Origin of the sequence: Pseudomonas sp. NY15437, assembly GCF_048068435.1 — a bacterium.
GTDB classification, from domain to species: domain Bacteria; phylum Pseudomonadota; class Gammaproteobacteria; order Pseudomonadales; family Pseudomonadaceae; genus Pseudomonas; species Pseudomonas nitroreducens_B.
Genome location: NZ_JBLUQC010000007.1, coordinates 190,633 through 206,347 on the forward strand (window position 1 = coordinate 190,633; position 15,715 = coordinate 206,347).

16 protein-coding genes are annotated in these 15,715 nt (G+C 60.1%); 1 reads left to right on the top strand and 15 read right to left on the bottom strand.

The annotated features are described in order from the left end of the window. Nucleotides 1-17 precede the first annotated feature (17 nt). Nucleotides 18-1,286, bottom strand: coding sequence for a hypothetical protein (locus ACNFIA_RS17700; protein ID WP_024767819.1), 1,269 nt, complete (start codon nucleotides 1,284-1,286; stop codon nucleotides 18-20). Between the two features lie 407 nt (nucleotides 1,287-1,693). On the opposite strand from ACNFIA_RS17700, the gene ACNFIA_RS17705 reads away from it, so the two are divergent. Next, a complete protein-coding gene (locus ACNFIA_RS17705; protein WP_416787151.1) occupies nucleotides 1,694-2,956 on the top strand; it encodes a VWA domain-containing protein in 1,263 nt (420 codons plus the stop codon). A 52-nt stretch (nucleotides 2,957-3,008) separates the two neighbouring features. On the opposite strand, the gene ACNFIA_RS17710 is transcribed toward ACNFIA_RS17705, so the two are convergent. The 14 genes from ACNFIA_RS17710 to ACNFIA_RS17775 all read right to left on the bottom strand — a co-directional run bounded on the left by ACNFIA_RS17710 (nucleotide 3,009) and on the right by ACNFIA_RS17775 (nucleotide 15,665). Beyond that, on the bottom strand, nucleotides 3,009-3,665 hold the full coding sequence (locus tag ACNFIA_RS17710) for a hypothetical protein (RefSeq protein WP_235376428.1): 657 nt from the start codon (nucleotides 3,663-3,665) through the stop codon (nucleotides 3,009-3,011). Between the two features lie 412 nt (nucleotides 3,666-4,077). After that, a complete protein-coding gene (locus ACNFIA_RS17715; protein ID WP_416787154.1) occupies nucleotides 4,078-5,271 on the bottom strand; it encodes a DUF4236 domain-containing protein in 1,194 nt (397 codons plus the stop codon). A 65-nt stretch (nucleotides 5,272-5,336) separates the two neighbouring features. Beyond that, nucleotides 5,337-6,404 carry a lysozyme inhibitor LprI family protein gene (locus ACNFIA_RS17720; protein WP_416787156.1) on the bottom strand — a complete coding sequence of 356 codons (1,068 nt, stop codon included), beginning with the start codon at nucleotides 6,402-6,404 and terminating at the stop codon, nucleotides 5,337-5,339. A 61-nt stretch (nucleotides 6,405-6,465) separates the two neighbouring features. Continuing rightward, nucleotides 6,466-7,044, bottom strand: a complete 579-nt coding sequence (locus ACNFIA_RS17725) for a TerD family protein (protein ID WP_024767826.1) — start codon at nucleotides 7,042-7,044, stop codon at nucleotides 6,466-6,468. A 32-nt stretch (nucleotides 7,045-7,076) separates the two neighbouring features. Further along, nucleotides 7,077-7,652, bottom strand: coding sequence for a TerD family protein (locus ACNFIA_RS17730; protein ID WP_037012137.1), 576 nt, complete (start codon nucleotides 7,650-7,652; stop codon nucleotides 7,077-7,079). Between the two features lie 28 nt (nucleotides 7,653-7,680). Further along, on the bottom strand, nucleotides 7,681-8,715 hold the full coding sequence (locus ACNFIA_RS17735; protein ID WP_316866239.1) for a TerC/Alx family metal homeostasis membrane protein: 1,035 nt from the start codon (nucleotides 8,713-8,715) through the stop codon (nucleotides 7,681-7,683). 11 nt (nucleotides 8,716-8,726) lie between these two features. After that, nucleotides 8,727-9,176, bottom strand: coding sequence for a tellurite resistance TerB family protein (locus ACNFIA_RS17740; RefSeq protein ID WP_024767828.1), 450 nt, complete (start codon nucleotides 9,174-9,176; stop codon nucleotides 8,727-8,729). A 50-nt stretch (nucleotides 9,177-9,226) separates the two neighbouring features. Further along, the gene (locus tag ACNFIA_RS17745; RefSeq protein WP_416787161.1) at nucleotides 9,227-10,435 is read right to left on the bottom strand and encodes a TerD family protein; all 1,209 of its coding nucleotides are present in this window, start codon (nucleotides 10,433-10,435) and stop codon (nucleotides 9,227-9,229) included. Then, nucleotides 10,432-11,025: a TerD family protein gene (locus ACNFIA_RS17750; RefSeq protein WP_416787163.1), complete on the bottom strand. Its 594-nt coding sequence runs from the start codon at nucleotides 11,023-11,025 to the stop codon at nucleotides 10,432-10,434. The genes ACNFIA_RS17745 and ACNFIA_RS17750 overlap by 4 nt, the downstream gene beginning before the upstream one ends. 2 nt (nucleotides 11,026-11,027) lie before the next feature. Next, a complete protein-coding gene (locus ACNFIA_RS17755) occupies nucleotides 11,028-11,756 on the bottom strand; it encodes an HAD family hydrolase (protein ID WP_416787165.1) in 729 nt (242 codons plus the stop codon). Further along, nucleotides 11,753-12,703 (bottom strand): HpcH/HpaI aldolase/citrate lyase family protein, encoded by a 951-nt coding sequence (locus ACNFIA_RS17760; protein ID WP_416787168.1) that lies wholly within the window; start codon nucleotides 12,701-12,703, stop codon nucleotides 11,753-11,755. The genes ACNFIA_RS17755 and ACNFIA_RS17760 overlap by 4 nt, the downstream gene beginning before the upstream one ends. Continuing rightward, on the bottom strand, nucleotides 12,703-13,797 hold the full coding sequence (locus ACNFIA_RS17765; protein ID WP_416787170.1) for a cysteine protease StiP family protein: 1,095 nt from the start codon (nucleotides 13,795-13,797) through the stop codon (nucleotides 12,703-12,705). The genes ACNFIA_RS17760 and ACNFIA_RS17765 overlap by 1 nt, the downstream gene beginning before the upstream one ends. Further along, entirely contained in the window at nucleotides 13,790-14,548 is a 759-nt protein-coding gene (locus tag ACNFIA_RS17770; protein WP_416787172.1) for a trehalose phosphatase, read from the bottom strand. Before ACNFIA_RS17770 ends, ACNFIA_RS17765 begins: the two co-directional genes overlap by 8 nt. After that, on the bottom strand, nucleotides 14,538-15,665 hold the full coding sequence (locus ACNFIA_RS17775; RefSeq protein WP_416787175.1) for a phosphoribosyltransferase domain-containing protein: 1,128 nt from the start codon (nucleotides 15,663-15,665) through the stop codon (nucleotides 14,538-14,540). Before ACNFIA_RS17775 ends, ACNFIA_RS17770 begins: the two co-directional genes overlap by 11 nt. Between the last annotated feature and the right edge of the window lie 50 nt (nucleotides 15,666-15,715).

Consider the following 15,715-nt stretch of genomic DNA (forward strand, 5'->3'; position numbering starts at 1 on the left):
CTCCCGTGTGGTGGTAGTTACTCTGCCTTCAGCAGAGGTTTGGTCAGGTTGTAGAGAATGGCTTCGGCAGACATCGCCCAATGGAAGATGCCGGCCATGATCGTTGGGCCTTTCTCGATACTTCTGAATGCCGTCCGGTACCCGTTCGACTTGATGATTGCGTTCCCCGAGAACAGGGGGACCGCGATGATGAGAAGGATTGCTATGGCTCGAACCATGCGCCGGCGCCCTTGCACCAGACCGCGGCGCTCAGCTGCGGAAAGCACCAAGCCAACGATGTTGAGCGCACCCATGAAGAGCCCGCTGATCAGCGACCAGGGCACGAACCACATGTGCTTGAGGACAGTGACGCCCTGCGCTCCCTGGATATCCGTGTGCGCGACGTCGAAGGCCATGTTTGCGGCGATGCCCGGAAGGTACTTGTCGAACTGTGCTCGGCTGGCGAGCACGTCCATTCCCTTCACGTAGAGAGGGCCGAGCGCTTCCTTCGCCATGTAGCGGACTTCGAGGGTGTTGGCGATTTCTTCTCTGGAGCGGAGGCCGGGCTTGATCGATAGGGCAAGGTCACGGACGGTGGGTTTGTATCCCAGCGCTTCACCCGGTTTGGGCCATGCGATGGGCTTCCACTCGTAGCCAGGAACGCGGGTGGCGCGAAACGCCTCGAGCTTGGCGTATTCCCTGATCACGTCATCCGCGACGGGGACCACCTCTTCCTGCAGGCGCTCGTACAGCGAGTCTGCATTCCGGCGTGTGTATCCGCGGAACACCACGGTCGCGAAGCCTTGGAAGTTCTGATCTATCTGCTCTACATAAGAGCCCTGCAGACTCATGAGGACGCCGATATTTGCCAAAAACGCTTTGCCCTCACCCGCGTCTTTGTAGGTGCTGTAGGGGACGCCGGGGATCTGCAAGGAGTCGTAGAGCAGCCCCTTTTTCGTCACATAGGCGTACAGGCTGTACACCCGCAGGGTGGACGGGAACTTCTCAGCAATCAGGTCGGGAGCTTCGCCCTGAACTACCCAGGTGAGTGGGCCCACCAGCAAGGTGCTGGCCAGGACCGACCATGCGATGTACTGCGCGCCACCCCATCGTCGGTGCGCCCAAATGCACACTCGCCAACCGAACAGGCACACGCTGACCGCGGCCAGAATCTGGCTGTAAATCTCTAGGGATTGGAGCTGCTTGAGGGGGACATCTGCGCCGGCAAGGTTTAGGAGTTCGGCGTTGAAAATGAGGCCGCAGATCAGACAGATCGCGTTGAGAACAACGAGAGCGACGAGAAGCATCCAACGGGTCCTTGTCAGAAATCGGAACCAGCGGCCCAAGCACCTTCGATCCTGGAGGCGGCCACTGTCTTACTAGTGGCATTTTGCCTGCTTACTCGAAAGCTTGCTACCAATTTTGACGCCAGAAAATCTGCGATCTCCCGACGTACTCCGAGCCTAACGGTGGGGTTCTGATCTTCAAGCCAAGTCGCACCCCGCATTTCCTGGGGCGGTGTGGGTTGCTACCGAAGGTCATTCACTGGGGGTATGGGACAGGGTTGCCAGCCTCCCTTGGCTTTTCCGCCTCGGCGGTTAGGGTCTTGGTAGGGATGGAACTGCCATCTCAGTTTGCAGCACCAGATTCAGCCGGCCGCGCTAATATCTCGGCCAGCACCTGGTGCGCGTTCGTTTAATCAAGGAAGCCTTAGATGCAGCAGATCAGCCAAGGACAACGAATGCCGTTGTCGAACCTCATCCAGGGTCATGCCCTGTCGGTCTCGGTTCAGCTCCAAATCGGGACACCCAACTCTGTCGACGTTTCGTGCTTTGGCCTCGACTCGCGCGGCCATCTGAGCGACGACCGCTACATGACCTTTTACAACCAGCCGACTTCTCCCTGCTCCAGCGTTCGGCAGACCGCCCCGGGTGAGTTCGCGCTGCAGCTCGGCACACTCCCCTCCTCCATCGATCGCCTGGTGTTCACCGCCGCTATCGATGGCCCCGGTTCGATGCGCGAGATTCAAGCCAGCTCCTTCTCGATCAAGGATGCTGCTGGCCAGGTTGTCGCCACGTGCTCCTTCAGCGGCAGCACGTTCGCCGGCGAGAAGGCGATCATGCTGGCGGACATCTATCGCAAGGACGGGCAGTGGCGCCTGGCGTCGAATCTGCAGGGGTTCAATGATGGCCTTGCTGCGCTCGTCAAACACTTTGGCGGTGAAGTGAGTGACCCCGCGCCAGCCCCAGCACCCGCAATGGTTCAGGCGACCATCTCTCTGGAAAAGAAAATTGAGGCGGCCGCACCTCAACTGATCAGCCTGGCAAAGAAGGCGACCATCTCGCTGGAAAAAGCCAAGCTCACCGATGTGAAGGCCCGCGTTGCGCTCGTGCTGGACGGCTCCGGCTCCATGAATGGCCAGTATTCCAAGGGGCGAGTGCAAGAGGTCGTCAACCGTCTGGTGCCTCTGGCAGTGCATTTCGATGACGATGCTTCGATCGACTGCTGGGCATTCGGGGCCAAGCCGCAGCGCCTATCCAACATCACGCTCACCAATTTCCACGACTTCATCAACACGGATCACTACGGTTGGCGTGATTGGGATCTCGGTGCGCGCGTGAACGATGAGCCCAAGGTGATGGAGGCCGTTATTGACTTCTATACCAAGTCCGGCGATCGCTCCCCGGTGTACGTGCTCTTCATCAGCGATGGTGGGGTTCACGAGAACCGGAAGATCACCAAGCTCATGACCGATGCAGCCAAGTTGCCGCTGCATTGGAACTTCGTGGGGCTGGGCGGCCGGAGCTACGGCATCCTTGAAAAGCTTGATGACATGGGGGGGCGCCTGGTGGACAACTGCAGCTTCTTCGCCCTTGATGATCTGCACGAGATCACCGAGGAGAAGCTCTACGACAAACTGATGGAAGAGTTCCCGAGCTGGCTCAAGGAAGCCAAAGCTAAGGGCATCATCAGCTGATCAGCAAACCCCGATGGCGAACCCTTTCGCCATCGGGGCACCGGCGCTGTCTTCAGATGCCGTAGCGTTTGTTCCCCCCCGAAGTGATGCAGAAACGCCCGCCGCGGGGGCCGTAGCAGACGTTCCCGCCGGCACATGAGCATCCACCTCCCCCACCGCTTCTGTACCCGCTCCCCTCCGACTCAGCACGATGCCATGCCCGGGCGCGCTCGCGAGCTGCTTGCTTGCCGACGGCCTCCGCACGCTGTAACTGTTCGGCGAACTGCTGGGCATATGGCACGGCCACAATCTCCTGCAGGTCGGTAAGTCTGCCCTTTGATTCACGAACCAGTTGTGGGGCTTGGTCTCGCATCTGGCTCACACTCCTGATGGCGGACTCTGCGGCCAGGCGCAGGTAAATGTCCGTTGGGGCGGTTTCGTTCACCACCTGCAGAGCGTGTGCTCGGAAGTCGAAGGGCGGCGGGACATCGATGACCTTCAGGATGCTATCCCCGACCGCTTGCGCCTCCTGAAGGGCTGGACGAAGGTCCTCAAGATCCGAAATTGTCTTCATGACCTTTTCGTCGGACGTTTCCATGCCTTCGCTGACGATATTCAGGTAACTGGCGGACTCCAGCTGGTAGTCCTTCACACGTTGCTCCACCAGGTCTTTTAAGGTCCACACCGAGTTGATGAATCCCTGTGTGGTTCTACCGTCGATGTAGGCCACATATGTCTGCCCATTGCGCCCACTAGCTACAAGCGACCAGGGCTGGTAGCCCGGATTCTGGTATTGCGGAGGCAAATTCATGAGTTCGGAGCCTGGAGATTTCCGCGAGACTTGCCTCCTCACGTATGTCTCGCAGAGCTTTATCAGTCCTGCTGCCTGACTGCACTTGTAGGTCTGGTCGTCTGCAGAGCACTGCAGTCTTGGTGTGCTAGGTGAACAGAAGGACCGGTATTCTTGCCGGCTCTGGCAGCCCGACATGAGGGCGATTACAACGAACAGACCACCGATCCCGGCCCACATGCCGGCACTATTAAGCTTCAAAACTGATCCCCAATTGAAAAACCTGACTGGCCACCCGCGCTTCTATCGAGCTCCGTTGGCCCGTAGATAGTCGGCCACGCTGACCCACTCCTCAACCAAGTGCCTCCATGTCCAGAGGTTCGATCTCTGTGAACCGGGAGGAGCGATCCAGCTTTACCACTGCGCCGAACGATTTCAGAGCTGCCCCCGGATCGACAATTGCCAGCCGGCTATGGTCTATGGTTTCCCACTGTTCACGGGATACCAGAGCCGAGATTACGTACTGATCCTCGACCCGGCCGGTTGCTGCGCTGGTTCGCTGGATGTACCCGGACACGAGGCAGTTCTGAATGCCAGGAAGCAGGGCGAAGACCTCGCCTACTACGCGGAAGACGGTTCCGTAGCAGAGCGTCACGTAGTCCCGGCGCGTTTGGGCTTCGGATCTGTTTTTGAACGTCAGTTTGCCGTTGCCCCTTGCCTCTGCTGTCCTGCAGGGCACATCGCCTTCGTCGGGGAGGTCCACGTCCACCGCAATGCCGGTGACGTCGTGAGAGAACTGGTACTCGACCAGGGTCTCTTTCGGCCAGGCAATTCCAGAGAGCACGTAGTCGAGAGCACGCTCCATGTGGGCGCTGAACCCTTTTGCTGCCAGGCGGATTGCCTTCTCGATATCCGCTCGGGCTTGTTCGTGAGCGTCACGGGCAGACTTCCATTCAGCGAGATCCTGCTGGTACTGGGCCTCGCGCTCTTGGGCTTCCCGTTCCATCTTGGGGCCCCGCAGCAGCATCTTGTCTAGGAGGCCAGGAGAGTCTGCAACAGGTCGCCTCGGTTCTTCTTGAGCAAAGGGCGGCGGCAGCGCTGGCAGCGATCCCGGATGAGGGGTATCCATGTGGACGCCCAGACACTCCTCAAGCGCCTGGTTCACTTTGGCCGCGGCCGCCTCCAAAAGGTCCTGGATGTCCTCGGCCTTTTCTTGCTTCACCCGCTTCACGATCGCGGCAGGTAGGGCGTTGTCGTCGAGGTCGGTGATGATCAGCGATCCATCATCATCGACCTTTACCTTGATGGGCCCGTCATAGCCAGGTGCTTCTGGAGTGGGTTGAGCTGTGGAGCGTCTGCTTGGACGGTCGAGGCGCTCCCGATAGGAAAGGCCTGTACCGGGCAGACCAGCGTTTAGGTAAGTGCCTCGCTTGCCCATCGTGAGACTCAGGCCGCGTGGCCCGACTGACGTGCTGATGCCTGATCCACTGATGTTCAGGCGGACGCCAGGGACGATCGTGATCCGTTTGCTGAATCGGAATCCCATGTTTCCCTCCGAGATTCTCTGGGAGTGAAGGCCTGCCCAGGTGCAGACCTATGTCCATGTGCCATCTATGCCCGGCCAGCGAGGTAGTCGTCAATGTGGCTGAAGCTGCGGTTGCGGCACATCCAGGCGGTGAAGAATGCGAACAGCGCGGCGGCGGCAACTGCCCAACTACGGCGCCGACGGCGATCAGCCTTGGTGTATCCGCCGAGCAGCAGTAGGGCCATCAAGAAGAAGAAAAGGATGAACAGTGCGATCTTCGCGTAGAGCGCGAGGATGAAGTACGGAGAAAAGCCATTGCTTCGGAAGGTCTGGATCAAGACCTGCAGAGACATGAGTGAGAACACAGCCAGCGCGGACCACCCGGCAACAGCCTCCGAGAGTTCAAGCCATCTTGCGAGGAAGAAAGCTCCGATCGCCAATACAGGGGTCAGGGTAGTCCAAAGGGCGTCGGTCAGATCACTGTAAATGACCATGCTACCCCTTGAGTGCAGCCAGATGCACACCAGCAATAGGGCGACCATTGCGACCAACGCGATCTTGAATGGACGCATGTCCTGAGTCGGATGCGCTGGTCCCTGTTCGGCTGTCTCGGAAGTGAGAGCCGTTGCCGGATGAACTTCGGGAATGACAGCGCTGGGCGCGCCGCGGTTGATGTCGAATTCTTCTTGCGTGGCCGGTGAGATGGCCTTCGGAGCCTGCCGCGCAGCTGCTGGCACAGGTGAGGTGAAGGCTGCAGGCTTTGCCACTGGCGCGGCACCTGGTTCAGCTCCCCAATGGGCAAGCGTTCGAAGTTGCTCCGTCATGGCCACCGAGATACAGCTCGTTGTGGTGCAGGCATTGCGCCGTTTCAACCACGATCTTTGGGACTGACGGACGTCCGCCTTTTGATTATCCGGCACCCGATCGACTGCTTTTACATAAGCGGAGTTAACGTCTTCATCGGCGCGCTGTAGCGCGGGTGAGGAGCAGATGGTCATTTCTGCGAAGTTCTGCGCTTTGGTGCAATCGAAGCTGGTCGCCTCGGCGGTGGAAATGCTTGTCGCGAGCCAGGCAGAAAGGACAGCAATACCCTTCATCAATCGGCGCATGTTGGACTTCCATGAATACTTGGTGGTGTCGTCGGTACGGTTCATTCCCTAGCTGCAGATGTGAAAAAGCCCCAGCCGGGGCTGGGGCTTTTTCAACGTGCAGGCCTTAGCCGATGCTCACGCCGTGAGCTTCAGCCAGAGGCTTCAGGCCGCCGGCGAAGCCTTGGCCGATCGCCTTGAACTTGAACTCGTCGTTGTGACGGTACAGCTCGCCGAAGATCATTGCGGTCTCGGTGGAGGCGTCTTCGGACAGGTCGTAGCGGGCGATTTCCTTGCCGTCGGCCTTGTTCAGAACGCGGATGTAGGCGTTCGAAACCTGGCCGAAGGACTGCTTACGAGCTTCGGCTTCGTGGATGGTGACGGCGAATACCAGCTTCTTCACGTCAGCGGCCAGGCCGGTGAGCTTGACGTTGACCTGCTCGTCATCGCCGTCGCCCTGACCGGAACGGTTGTCGCCCAGGTGTTCGACAGAACCGTCCTGGCTCTTCTTGTTGTTGTAGAAGATGAAGCTGGCATCGTTCAGGACTTTGCCGCTTTCGCCGGTCACGAAGATGGAGGCATCGAGGTCGAACTCAGTGCCATCGGTGACGCGCGGGTCCCAGCCCAGGCCCACGATTACTTCGCTCAGGCCGGGGGCTTCTTTGGACAGGGAGACGTTCGAACCCTTAGAGAGGGAGACTGCCATGATGCTGTTCCTTGTTCAGTTGAGGTGAGGGATCAGAAGTTCATGCCGTAGCCGTTGGCTACAGCGCGCAGGCCGCCTGCATAGCCTTGGCCAACAGCGCGGAACTTCCACTCGCCGTTGTTGCGGTACAGCTCAGCGAAGATCATCGCGGTCTCGGTGGAAGCATCTTCGGCCAGATCGTAGCGAACGATCTCGGCACCGGTGGCTTCGTTGACGATGCGGATGAAGGAGTTGCTGACCTGGCCGAAGTTCTGCTTGCGAGCCTCTGCGTCGTGGATCGTGACGGTGAAGGCGATCTTGTCGATATCAGCCGGCACGCGGCTCAGGTCGACCTTGACCACTTCGTCATCGCCTTCGCCGGCCCCGGTGCGGTTGTCACCGGTGTGCTCGACGGAACCGTCAGCGCTTTTCAGCTGGTTGTAGAAGATGAAGTCGGCTTCGCCACGGACCTTGCCGTTGGAAGCCAGCAGGAAGGCGCTAGCGTCCAGGTCGAACTCGGTGCCATCAGTGGCGCGCGGGTCCCAGCCCAGGCCGACCAGGATCTTGGTCAGGCCGGGAGCCTCTTTGGACAGGGAGAGGTTACCGCCTTTTTGAAGAGTCAGTGCCATGAGTACAGCTCCTTGTGGTTGCTACTGATTACTGGTTTTCGGCCGATGCTTCTTCCTTCTCAGGGAAGAGCACACTAGCCAGGATGCCGACAGCCAGAACGACCAGAACGATGATCAGGCTGGTGTTCGGGTCGATGCTGACGCCGTGGTGGAACAGGTGGTCGGTAGCATTCAGGCCGAGCTTGCCGGCGATGAAGAACAGCAGCACGATCACCGCTTTCTCGAGGTGCACCAGATAACGCTTCAGCGCTTCGAGGACGAAGTAGAGGGTCCGCAGGCCCAGGATGGCGAACAGCATGGCCGAGTAGACGATCAGCGGCTCACGGCTCACAGCGATGACGGCCGGGACCGAGTCGAAGGCGAACAGCACGTCGGACACCTCGACCACCACCAGGCAGAGGAACAGCGGGGTGGCGAAGATCGCGCCCTTGGCAGCCAGGCTAATTCCCTTGTTCTCGGCCTTCTGTACTTCTACTTCGAGCTTCTTACGGCCTACGAAGAAGTTGTGGCCATACAGCTTGGGCCATACCGGGAACAGCTTCTTGGCGAAGCGGTAGGCGAGGTGCTGGGAGTAATCCTCTTCCTCCTCGTCGTCGTCACCGCCCTTGAGCATCATCACAGCAGTCCAGGCGACGATCAGGGCAAAGACGATCTCGACCCACGGACCGAAGGCCAAGAGGCCGGTACCGATGGCAACGAATACGCCGCGGAAGACGATAGCGCCGATGATGCCCCAGTACAGAACGCGGTGGCGCAGACCATCCGGCACTTTGAACCACGCGAAGATGGCCATGAAGACAAACAGGTTGTCGACGGAAAGCACCTTCTCCAGGGCGTAACCAGTAACGAACAGGCTGGCGACTTCCGGGCCGTGCTGCACGTAGAGGAAGCCGGCAAATGCTAGGGAGATCGCCACCCAGAATACGGACCAGATCGAGGCACGGGCCAGGGTGATCGGCTTGTCATCGCGGTGGGTGACCATGTCCAGCAGCAGGGCGGCGAGCGCCAGGCCGACGAATACCGCCATGGTCAGCGGTGGGAAGCCAATGTGAGTCGATTCCACGATTCAGTTCCTTAGAGTTCGAAATCAGCCGGGTTCAGACCCAGCTCCAGGCAGATCAGGCGACAGGCAGCCTTCTCCTTGTCGTCGAAATTGCCGTCCGAGTTGCCAATGGCAATGCAGACGCGCACGAGCAGGCGAGCCTCGCCGTCTTTGCCCTTGATCTTGCTGATGGCCTTCAGGGCTTCTGCCTGACCGATCTGGAAGTCGAACTCGAACTTGCTGCAGGCGTCGTTGAAGACCTTGATGACATCGGTCAGGTTGAAGGCCTTGAGCTCGGGCGAGTTGTTGATGAAGCCGGTCATCTTCATCTTCTCTTCGGACTTGACCTCGCCGTCGGCGGCAGAGATCAGCGCGCAGCCGTTAGCAGCGGCTTCCATGAAAGTCCGGTTCTTCAACTTGGAGACCTCGGTGGTCAAGGTCTCTCTGGCTTTCGCTGCGTTGGTTTTAAGCCATTCCAGCATTGGTTTTCCCCCTCAATTGGCGGAGCCGTTGGGCTCCGCCGTAATGGTTATTACTTGGAGCCGGCAGTCCATTTCATGCCCCAGCCGTAGGCTTGGTCCATGTAGCGATGCCCCTGATGGAAGTCGACTCGGCGGGTGACCTTAACGGCGCCATTCACGTTTTCAAGCATCGCGATGGCGCACATCTTGAGGTTCCCGCCCTCCTCATTCATGCGAACTTCAATCTCCGGTTGGCCAGGGATAAAGATCGTCACGACCCCGTCGGTTGCTCGCCAATTCGCTGCGCCGTCATATATGAAGGCATAGATAAGAACCTTTCTTATTTCGCCCCACTTTCGGCCGTTGATGTGCAACCACTCGCCCCCGGCAACAGAGCCGGTACGGTCGTCTCCCATGAGCTGGATGTAGGGTTCGTCGTTCAGATCGCCGAAGGCGTTGCCCAGAGCCTGCACAACGCCCTTGTAGCCGTCCTGCAGCTCGAAGAGACAACCCACGTCGAGGTCCATGGATTTGCTGCCGAAGAGGCCGCCCAGCAGGCCGCCTTTACCTTGGTTCCAGTTCAGGTTGACCTTGATCTCGCCGAAGCCAGCAGCCGGTTTATCCAGGCTGATGGTGGAGCGGGACTTGTCCAGGGTGACCTTGCTCAGGCTGATCGAGGACTTGGGCGGTGCCGGTGGTACTGGTCCAGGTGCTGGAGCAGCTGCGGGTACAGGTGCCGGAGCCGGAGCCGGAGTAGGTGTCGGAGCGGGGGCCGACGATGCGATTTCAACACCGAAGTGCTTCGCCAGCGGCTCAAGGCCGCCGGCAAAGCCTTGGCCGACGCAGCGGAACTTCCAGGCGCCTTGGCGGAGGTAGAACTCACCGAGGATCAGTGCCGTTTCGTTCATGCCGCGAGTCGGGATCTGCGCCTCGATGCCACCGGTGACGGCCAGGGCCAGCGTCGAAACCCGATCGAAGGAGGCCTTGTTCTCGTAGATGGTCGCCGTCAGGGCGACCTTCTCGACGGCCGAGTCGATTCGGCTAAGGTCCAGAGTGAACGCTGCAGCGCCAGCCGAACTACTTACCTGCTGAACAGCACCGCCCAGGATGTTGGGTTGGCCGTAGAAGCACATGTCGCCGTCGCCGCGGACTTTGCCGGCGGTGGTCAATGCGAATGCCGAGATGTCGATATCCGCCCCAGCGATCGGGGTGTAGTTGATATCGACGCGCAGTTGGCCGGTGGCGACCGGCGCATTACCGCCAGGAACCAGAGTGGTCATGCACGCACCGCCTGAATGGCCAGGTTGACGAGGTCTTCGGCAGTCCGTCCGTTGGTGGTTTGGCCGATAGCCTTGAATTCCCAGCCGCTTGCACCGCGGCTCAGGCTCGACATGACCACGCCGGTATGACGGCCTTTCTCGGCCAGATTGAAGCGCGCGATTTCCTTGTTGTTGCCTTCATTCAGGATGCGGCAGTAGGCGTTTTCAACCTGGTCGAATGTCTGGCCGCGGAAGCTGTTCACGGTGAATACCAGGTGTTTTGCCTGCGCCGGCAGACGCAGCAGGTCGACGTAAATGGTCTCGTCGTCGCCGTCGCCCTCACCGGTCAGGTTGTCACCGGAGTGCTTGATCGAACCATCCTTCGAGGCCAGCTGGCGGAACCACACGACATCGATGGGTTGGTAGCTACCGTCCAGGATGATGCAAGAGGCATCGAGGTCGATTTCATCATTACCGCCGCCCAGCAGTTTGGAGAAGAAGCCGCCGGCTTTCACCGGGTCCCAGCCCAGGCCCATGCTGACTTTGCTCAGGCCGGTGCCAGCTTCTTTTTCCAGCGAGATGCTCTGATTTTTGCTCAGGGTGAGTGCCATGATTACGCTCCTTGTTGATCTTCAGTGTTCGGTTGGGGCTGAGTGGTAGCTGCGCTCCCCTGAACCCCTACTTTCTTCAACCGCAAGCGGGAACGCCGCCATGCGGGGTGGAAATGTCGCCAATGTGCGTCTTGGGCCGCGGCGAGGAGCTCGTGATCTCCACGGGTGTCGCCCCAGGCCCTGAGTCGGTATGCGGTCAGCGGCCCGTAGACTGCTTCCAGTCGAAGGACCTTGTTCTCACATCTGCAGTTGTTGCCGGTGATCCGCCCAGTAAGGCGGCCATCGACGACCTCCAGCTCGGTACCGATCAGCTTGACCCCCAGGCGATTTGCAAAGGGGCGCAGTACCAGCGCCGGCGAGGCAGAACAGAGGGTCACTTCCGCCCCCGACTCCAACTCGAGCGCGACGGATCGTAACCCCGACGGGCGCATCAGCTTGGTCCAAACGAGGCTGCAGAATTCCTCGGCTTTCTGGCCTACCCATTTGGCTTCAACGCCAGTCAAGAAAGTGCTTATCAGCTGGGCCTTCAGCTCATCCCGGGTAAGTCCCTTGGCGACAAATCGCAGGCTTGGAATGACAAGTCTGCAGATCCGGCGCGTGAACTCGCGCCGGCCGAATGCGAACCGAAGGAAGGGAACAAAGCTGTCGTGCCGAGTGAGAGTGCCGTCGAAGTCAAACACCGACAGCACCTTCGCCCCCTTCGGGCCTGCTTCCAGCATCTCGATGCTCACCCGTTCGCCTCCGCCAGGCGGAAGCTGGGCTCGCTCCCGGTAACCTCGGCTGGCTTGACGCCCAGCCACTTGGCGCGCTCCAGGATGTTGGTTGCCCACTTGAAGTGGGTGGCGGGTTCGCACATTGCGTTGTTGTGCTTGAACACGGCCGGCGCACCTTGGTTGACGACCAACTTGGCGGTGTTGAGGTCCTCGATGCTGACGCGCAGCGCGTCATGGATGAGACTGATCTGAGTGGGGTGGATAGCGGTCTTGCCCACCAAGCCGTGAGAGATATCCAGCTCCAATTCGGCTTTCAGAAGGTCAGGCGTGGCGAGCTGCTCGAACACAGGCGCAGTCAGAGCGAAACCCTGCGCTCCCATGACACCGGTGAGCATCGGGATGACGTAGCTCATCGGAGTGTCGTAGAGGGTCTTGGCCGGGTTGCGGCGAAGCCCCAGGCAACCCATCAAGTCGTTTCCACCAATGCGGAGCGCGATGATTCGCTCGTTGAGGTTGGCCTTTAGCGCCAGCCCGAGCTCTACCATTGCACCAGGGTTGTAGACGTCCGCGGTCTCCAGCGTCGGCATCAGCAGAAGCGCTGGATTGCTGACCGCACTCTCCCAGGAGGGCAGGCTTTTGAGCGTCAGCTTCGGAACCACGAAGCCATCCACGTGCTTCATCAGCGGCCAGTCGTTGAGCAACGCGGCCATTTCCGAATCACGTGGCCGAACGAACAGCAGCGGGCCGTTATCAGGACGACCGCCGTGTGCGTCGATTTCGCTCAGCAGCACCTGCAGGTTCATCAGCGCGCTTTCAACATCGATCTCCGCAACCGCATCTTCGAGGCAAACCACGAGCGAGCGGAGTTCCGAGAGCTTGGTACCAAAGACCACTTCCAGGATGTCGCTGCGGGTGGCTGGCATGTACAGAGTCGCCCCAAGGGCGAACGGTGAAATCGCTTTCATCAGCTCGCACTCCGGATGATGGTTACTGCGCGGTAAGGGCCAAGTGCCGCACCTGCTTCTTCGACGGTCACGCCCGCGCGCTCTGTCAGATGCATCAGCAGCTGGACGTCACTGTCATCGCGGTCACGGACCAGCACGTGATCCGGTACACGGCGAAGGACCGCCCGGGTTGCTTCGGCGATTCCCGGCTTCACGCGGTTCATGTTGGTGATGCCGAAGCGCGCAGCGAGAGAGGACACGACATCTGCGGCTTCCGCCTGCAGTCGTTCACGTTGAGCGTCGGTCCAAGGGCTTGCCTGCTGCACTTCGCCGAGTCCACGACGTTCAGATTCGATCTGCTCGATGAACTCGCGGGTTACGTCGTGCTCATGCAGATGGTCGTAAACAACGCAGCCATGGAGCCCGCCCTCTGCCGGCCAGATGGATCGGGAAACCAGCCCGGAGACTGTGGCTCCCAGTATTCCGGAAGGAATGACCCAGTCCTCGGCGGAAGCTGCCAGCCAGGCGCGCCCGCACGGGTCCGCCAGGACAACGAGCCGTGGATCGTCAGGGAAGCGCTTGTCTGCGCCCAACGTCCGCTTGAGTTCGCCGGAGATCGCCCCTTTGCCGGTCCAGCCGTCTACGAAGACGACGTTCTCGGCGCCGTGGAGACGGATGATTGCCTCGAGGGCAACCGTATCGATGCCGCGATCGCGGATAATGCTGACGCCATAGTGGTGGGCATCACGGCCCATCTCAACCAAGGCGCGTCGCAGCAGAACGCCCAGCGGAAGGCCGGCACGTACGAACGAAACGAGGGCGATACTCTTGCCGGTGTAGGCGGCATTCAGCGCCTGGGCCAGGGCCTGCACGTCGACGGCCATACGCTTGCCGTTCTGCACCATCGCACGTGCATAGAGGCGCTTATGCACCTCAGTTGGTGCGTTCTCCATGCTGATCATCTCGGAGTAGTGCTTGCGGTTCGTCTGGATCAGACGCTCCTTTTCCTGCACGTCCGTGACTTCCATCTGCATGGGCTGCAGGAGGAAATGCACGTCCTCCTGGGCGTAGCTGCCGCTACCGACGGTGTTGAGGGAAGAGAGAAGTTCACTCATGGAGCAGGCCCTCCACTACCTTGGCCAGCTGGCTGCGCGCAGGCGTGGCCCACATGTGGCACAGGTCCATGAAGCCGAGGTCAGTGATGCTGTCACCGAAGCCCAGCACCGGGCGTTCGCCGTTGACGGCTTGGTCGCGGCGGAGCCATTCCTGAACAGCCAGGCGTTTGGACAGACCATCGGGCAGGAAGGCCAAATTGTTGCCGTTGGCGTGAATGTGCATGCCTTGGAGCAGGCTTTTGCCCTTGATTTCGGCCAGCACCTTGGTGAGCACGGAGTCATCCGACTCGTTGTGCTTGGTCACCACGTAGTGGCGCAGGCCTTCCTCTTCCACGACCCAGCCGCGAAGAGAGAAGCCCAGTTCGGTACCAAGCTGAAGCGTGGTCTCGCTCAGCACTGGGAGTCGGTCTTGGAACGTCCAGAGGACTTCGGCCATTTGACCGTGCCAGTCGCGGTCGATGGAGCCGTCGGGCTGGAGGATCACTCCGCCGTGCGAGCAGATCGCGCCGTGGGCGAAGGGCAGCTTCACACGGCTGTAGGCTTCAACGCTGCGTGCGGTGACCGGAACTACGTCGGCGGAAGCCAGCAGCCAATTGATGAAAGATTCCTGGACGGGGTTCATGTACCCGTTCGGCTGGCCGTTCACGTCCAGCGTGGCTGGAGTGCGCGGGGTCCCTTCGGGCATCTTGCGCGCGGTCTGGAACAGGGTGTCGTCGAGGTCTACGAGCACCAGGGGACGTTTACTGCTCATCGACGATCACCTCCGCACCCAAGGCCTGTACCAGTTCTGCAGGCAGCGCCTCGGCCGGGGTTTCAGAGCAGATAAGCACGCGGTCGAACTGTCCCGGTTTCACGTTGTAGATGAAGTTCGGGATACCCAAGCCGTAGTTGTCCGAGAAGCTCAGCGCATGCTGGATGGCATGGCCCAGAGCAATCGGGGAGCGGGTGGTGGAGCTGAAGTGGACATCCGCGCCAGCGCGCTCCAGGCGCTCCGCCAGCAGGAAAGGACGCCATACGAACTCACTGGTACCGATGACAATGATCTTCTCGCCGGGGTTGACCTGCAGATCAGGAGCGAGAGTGTCCTCGACGCTGCGCACGCCCAGGCGTCCCCAGTCTTTCTGGGCAGAGAGAGGCCATTCCCCGATGGAAACACGACCGACGTCCGGCATTTCCGGCAACGGCGCCGACGGATCTTCATTGAACTGGTACGAGCCTTTCATCAGCGACACAGAGGTTGCCGAGTCTCCGATGGCTTTGCCAACGGCCCCAGCGGACCAGTCGGTAAGAACGCAGGTGACAACACGCTCGATGTTGCTCAGCCCGGCGTCTACCAGAGCACGGTGCAGGTTGACGAAGGTCTTGCCGGTCGATGCTTCATCGTCGACCAGTACCAGCGACCGGGCCTGGAGCATCATTTCCCGAACTTCGGGATCGACTGGCATGTGGATCAGGTGCGCGCTGGCGTGGGAGTGTTCCTCTTCGAATCGGGTGAAGAGTTCAGTGCCGAGCGGGTGCCGGGTGCTGACCAGGTACATGGTATCGGGGCGGGTGGCGCTGAAAGCGCGGTGCACCCCTGCTCCGAGCCCAACGGCCGTTTCGGCCATGCCGATAACCAACACCGGACCGGGGAGATTTGTCGGGATTTCTGCAGCAAGGCTCTCGAAACTAGCCGCCATGATGGAGGGGCGAACCGGGATGTGCCGGCCGAGGACCTTGGACACAAACAGGAATGCGCGCTTGGGGTTGCGACGCTCGGCGAATCCAAACAAGTCGGACGGAGGCAGAACAGCGTCGTCAACTTTGACTTCAAGCTCGCCGCGCATGAGTTGAGCGCGGAGGGAGACCGGTACTACTTGGTTGTCCATAACTGCTTCCTAAATTGGCGCGAGGTGGGAGAACCTAACGCCCCTTCCGT

What these genes read in the sequence shown, in the direction of transcription:
- ACNFIA_RS17705 (WP_416787151.1), top strand. Translation starts at nt 1,694, where the DNA reads ATGCAGCAGATCAGCCAAGGACAACGAATGCCGTTGTCGAACCTCATC.
- ACNFIA_RS17700 (WP_024767819.1), bottom strand. Translation starts at nt 1,286, where the DNA reads ATGCTTCTCGTCGCTCTCGTTGTTCTCAACGCGATCTGTCTGATCTGC.
- ACNFIA_RS17730 (WP_037012137.1), bottom strand. Translation starts at nt 7,652, where the DNA reads ATGGCACTGACTCTTCAAAAAGGCGGTAACCTCTCCCTGTCCAAAGAG.
- ACNFIA_RS17775 (WP_416787175.1), bottom strand. Translation starts at nt 15,665, where the DNA reads ATGGACAACCAAGTAGTACCGGTCTCCCTCCGCGCTCAACTCATGCGC.
- ACNFIA_RS17725 (WP_024767826.1), bottom strand. Translation starts at nt 7,044, where the DNA reads ATGGCAGTCTCCCTCTCTAAGGGTTCGAACGTCTCCCTGTCCAAAGAA.
- ACNFIA_RS17750 (WP_416787163.1), bottom strand. Translation starts at nt 11,025, where the DNA reads ATGGCACTCACCCTGAGCAAAAATCAGAGCATCTCGCTGGAAAAAGAA.
- ACNFIA_RS17760 (WP_416787168.1), bottom strand. Translation starts at nt 12,703, where the DNA reads ATGAAAGCGATTTCACCGTTCGCCCTTGGGGCGACTCTGTACATGCCA.
- ACNFIA_RS17765 (WP_416787170.1), bottom strand. Translation starts at nt 13,797, where the DNA reads ATGAGTGAACTTCTCTCTTCCCTCAACACCGTCGGTAGCGGCAGCTAC.
- ACNFIA_RS17740 (WP_024767828.1), bottom strand. Translation starts at nt 9,176, where the DNA reads ATGCTGGAATGGCTTAAAACCAACGCAGCGAAAGCCAGAGAGACCTTG.
- ACNFIA_RS17720 (WP_416787156.1), bottom strand. Translation starts at nt 6,404, where the DNA reads ATGAACCGTACCGACGACACCACCAAGTATTCATGGAAGTCCAACATG.
- ACNFIA_RS17715 (WP_416787154.1), bottom strand. Translation starts at nt 5,271, where the DNA reads ATGGGATTCCGATTCAGCAAACGGATCACGATCGTCCCTGGCGTCCGC.
- ACNFIA_RS17770 (WP_416787172.1), bottom strand. Translation starts at nt 14,548, where the DNA reads ATGAGCAGTAAACGTCCCCTGGTGCTCGTAGACCTCGACGACACCCTG.
- ACNFIA_RS17745 (WP_416787161.1), bottom strand. Translation starts at nt 10,435, where the DNA reads ATGACCACTCTGGTTCCTGGCGGTAATGCGCCGGTCGCCACCGGCCAA.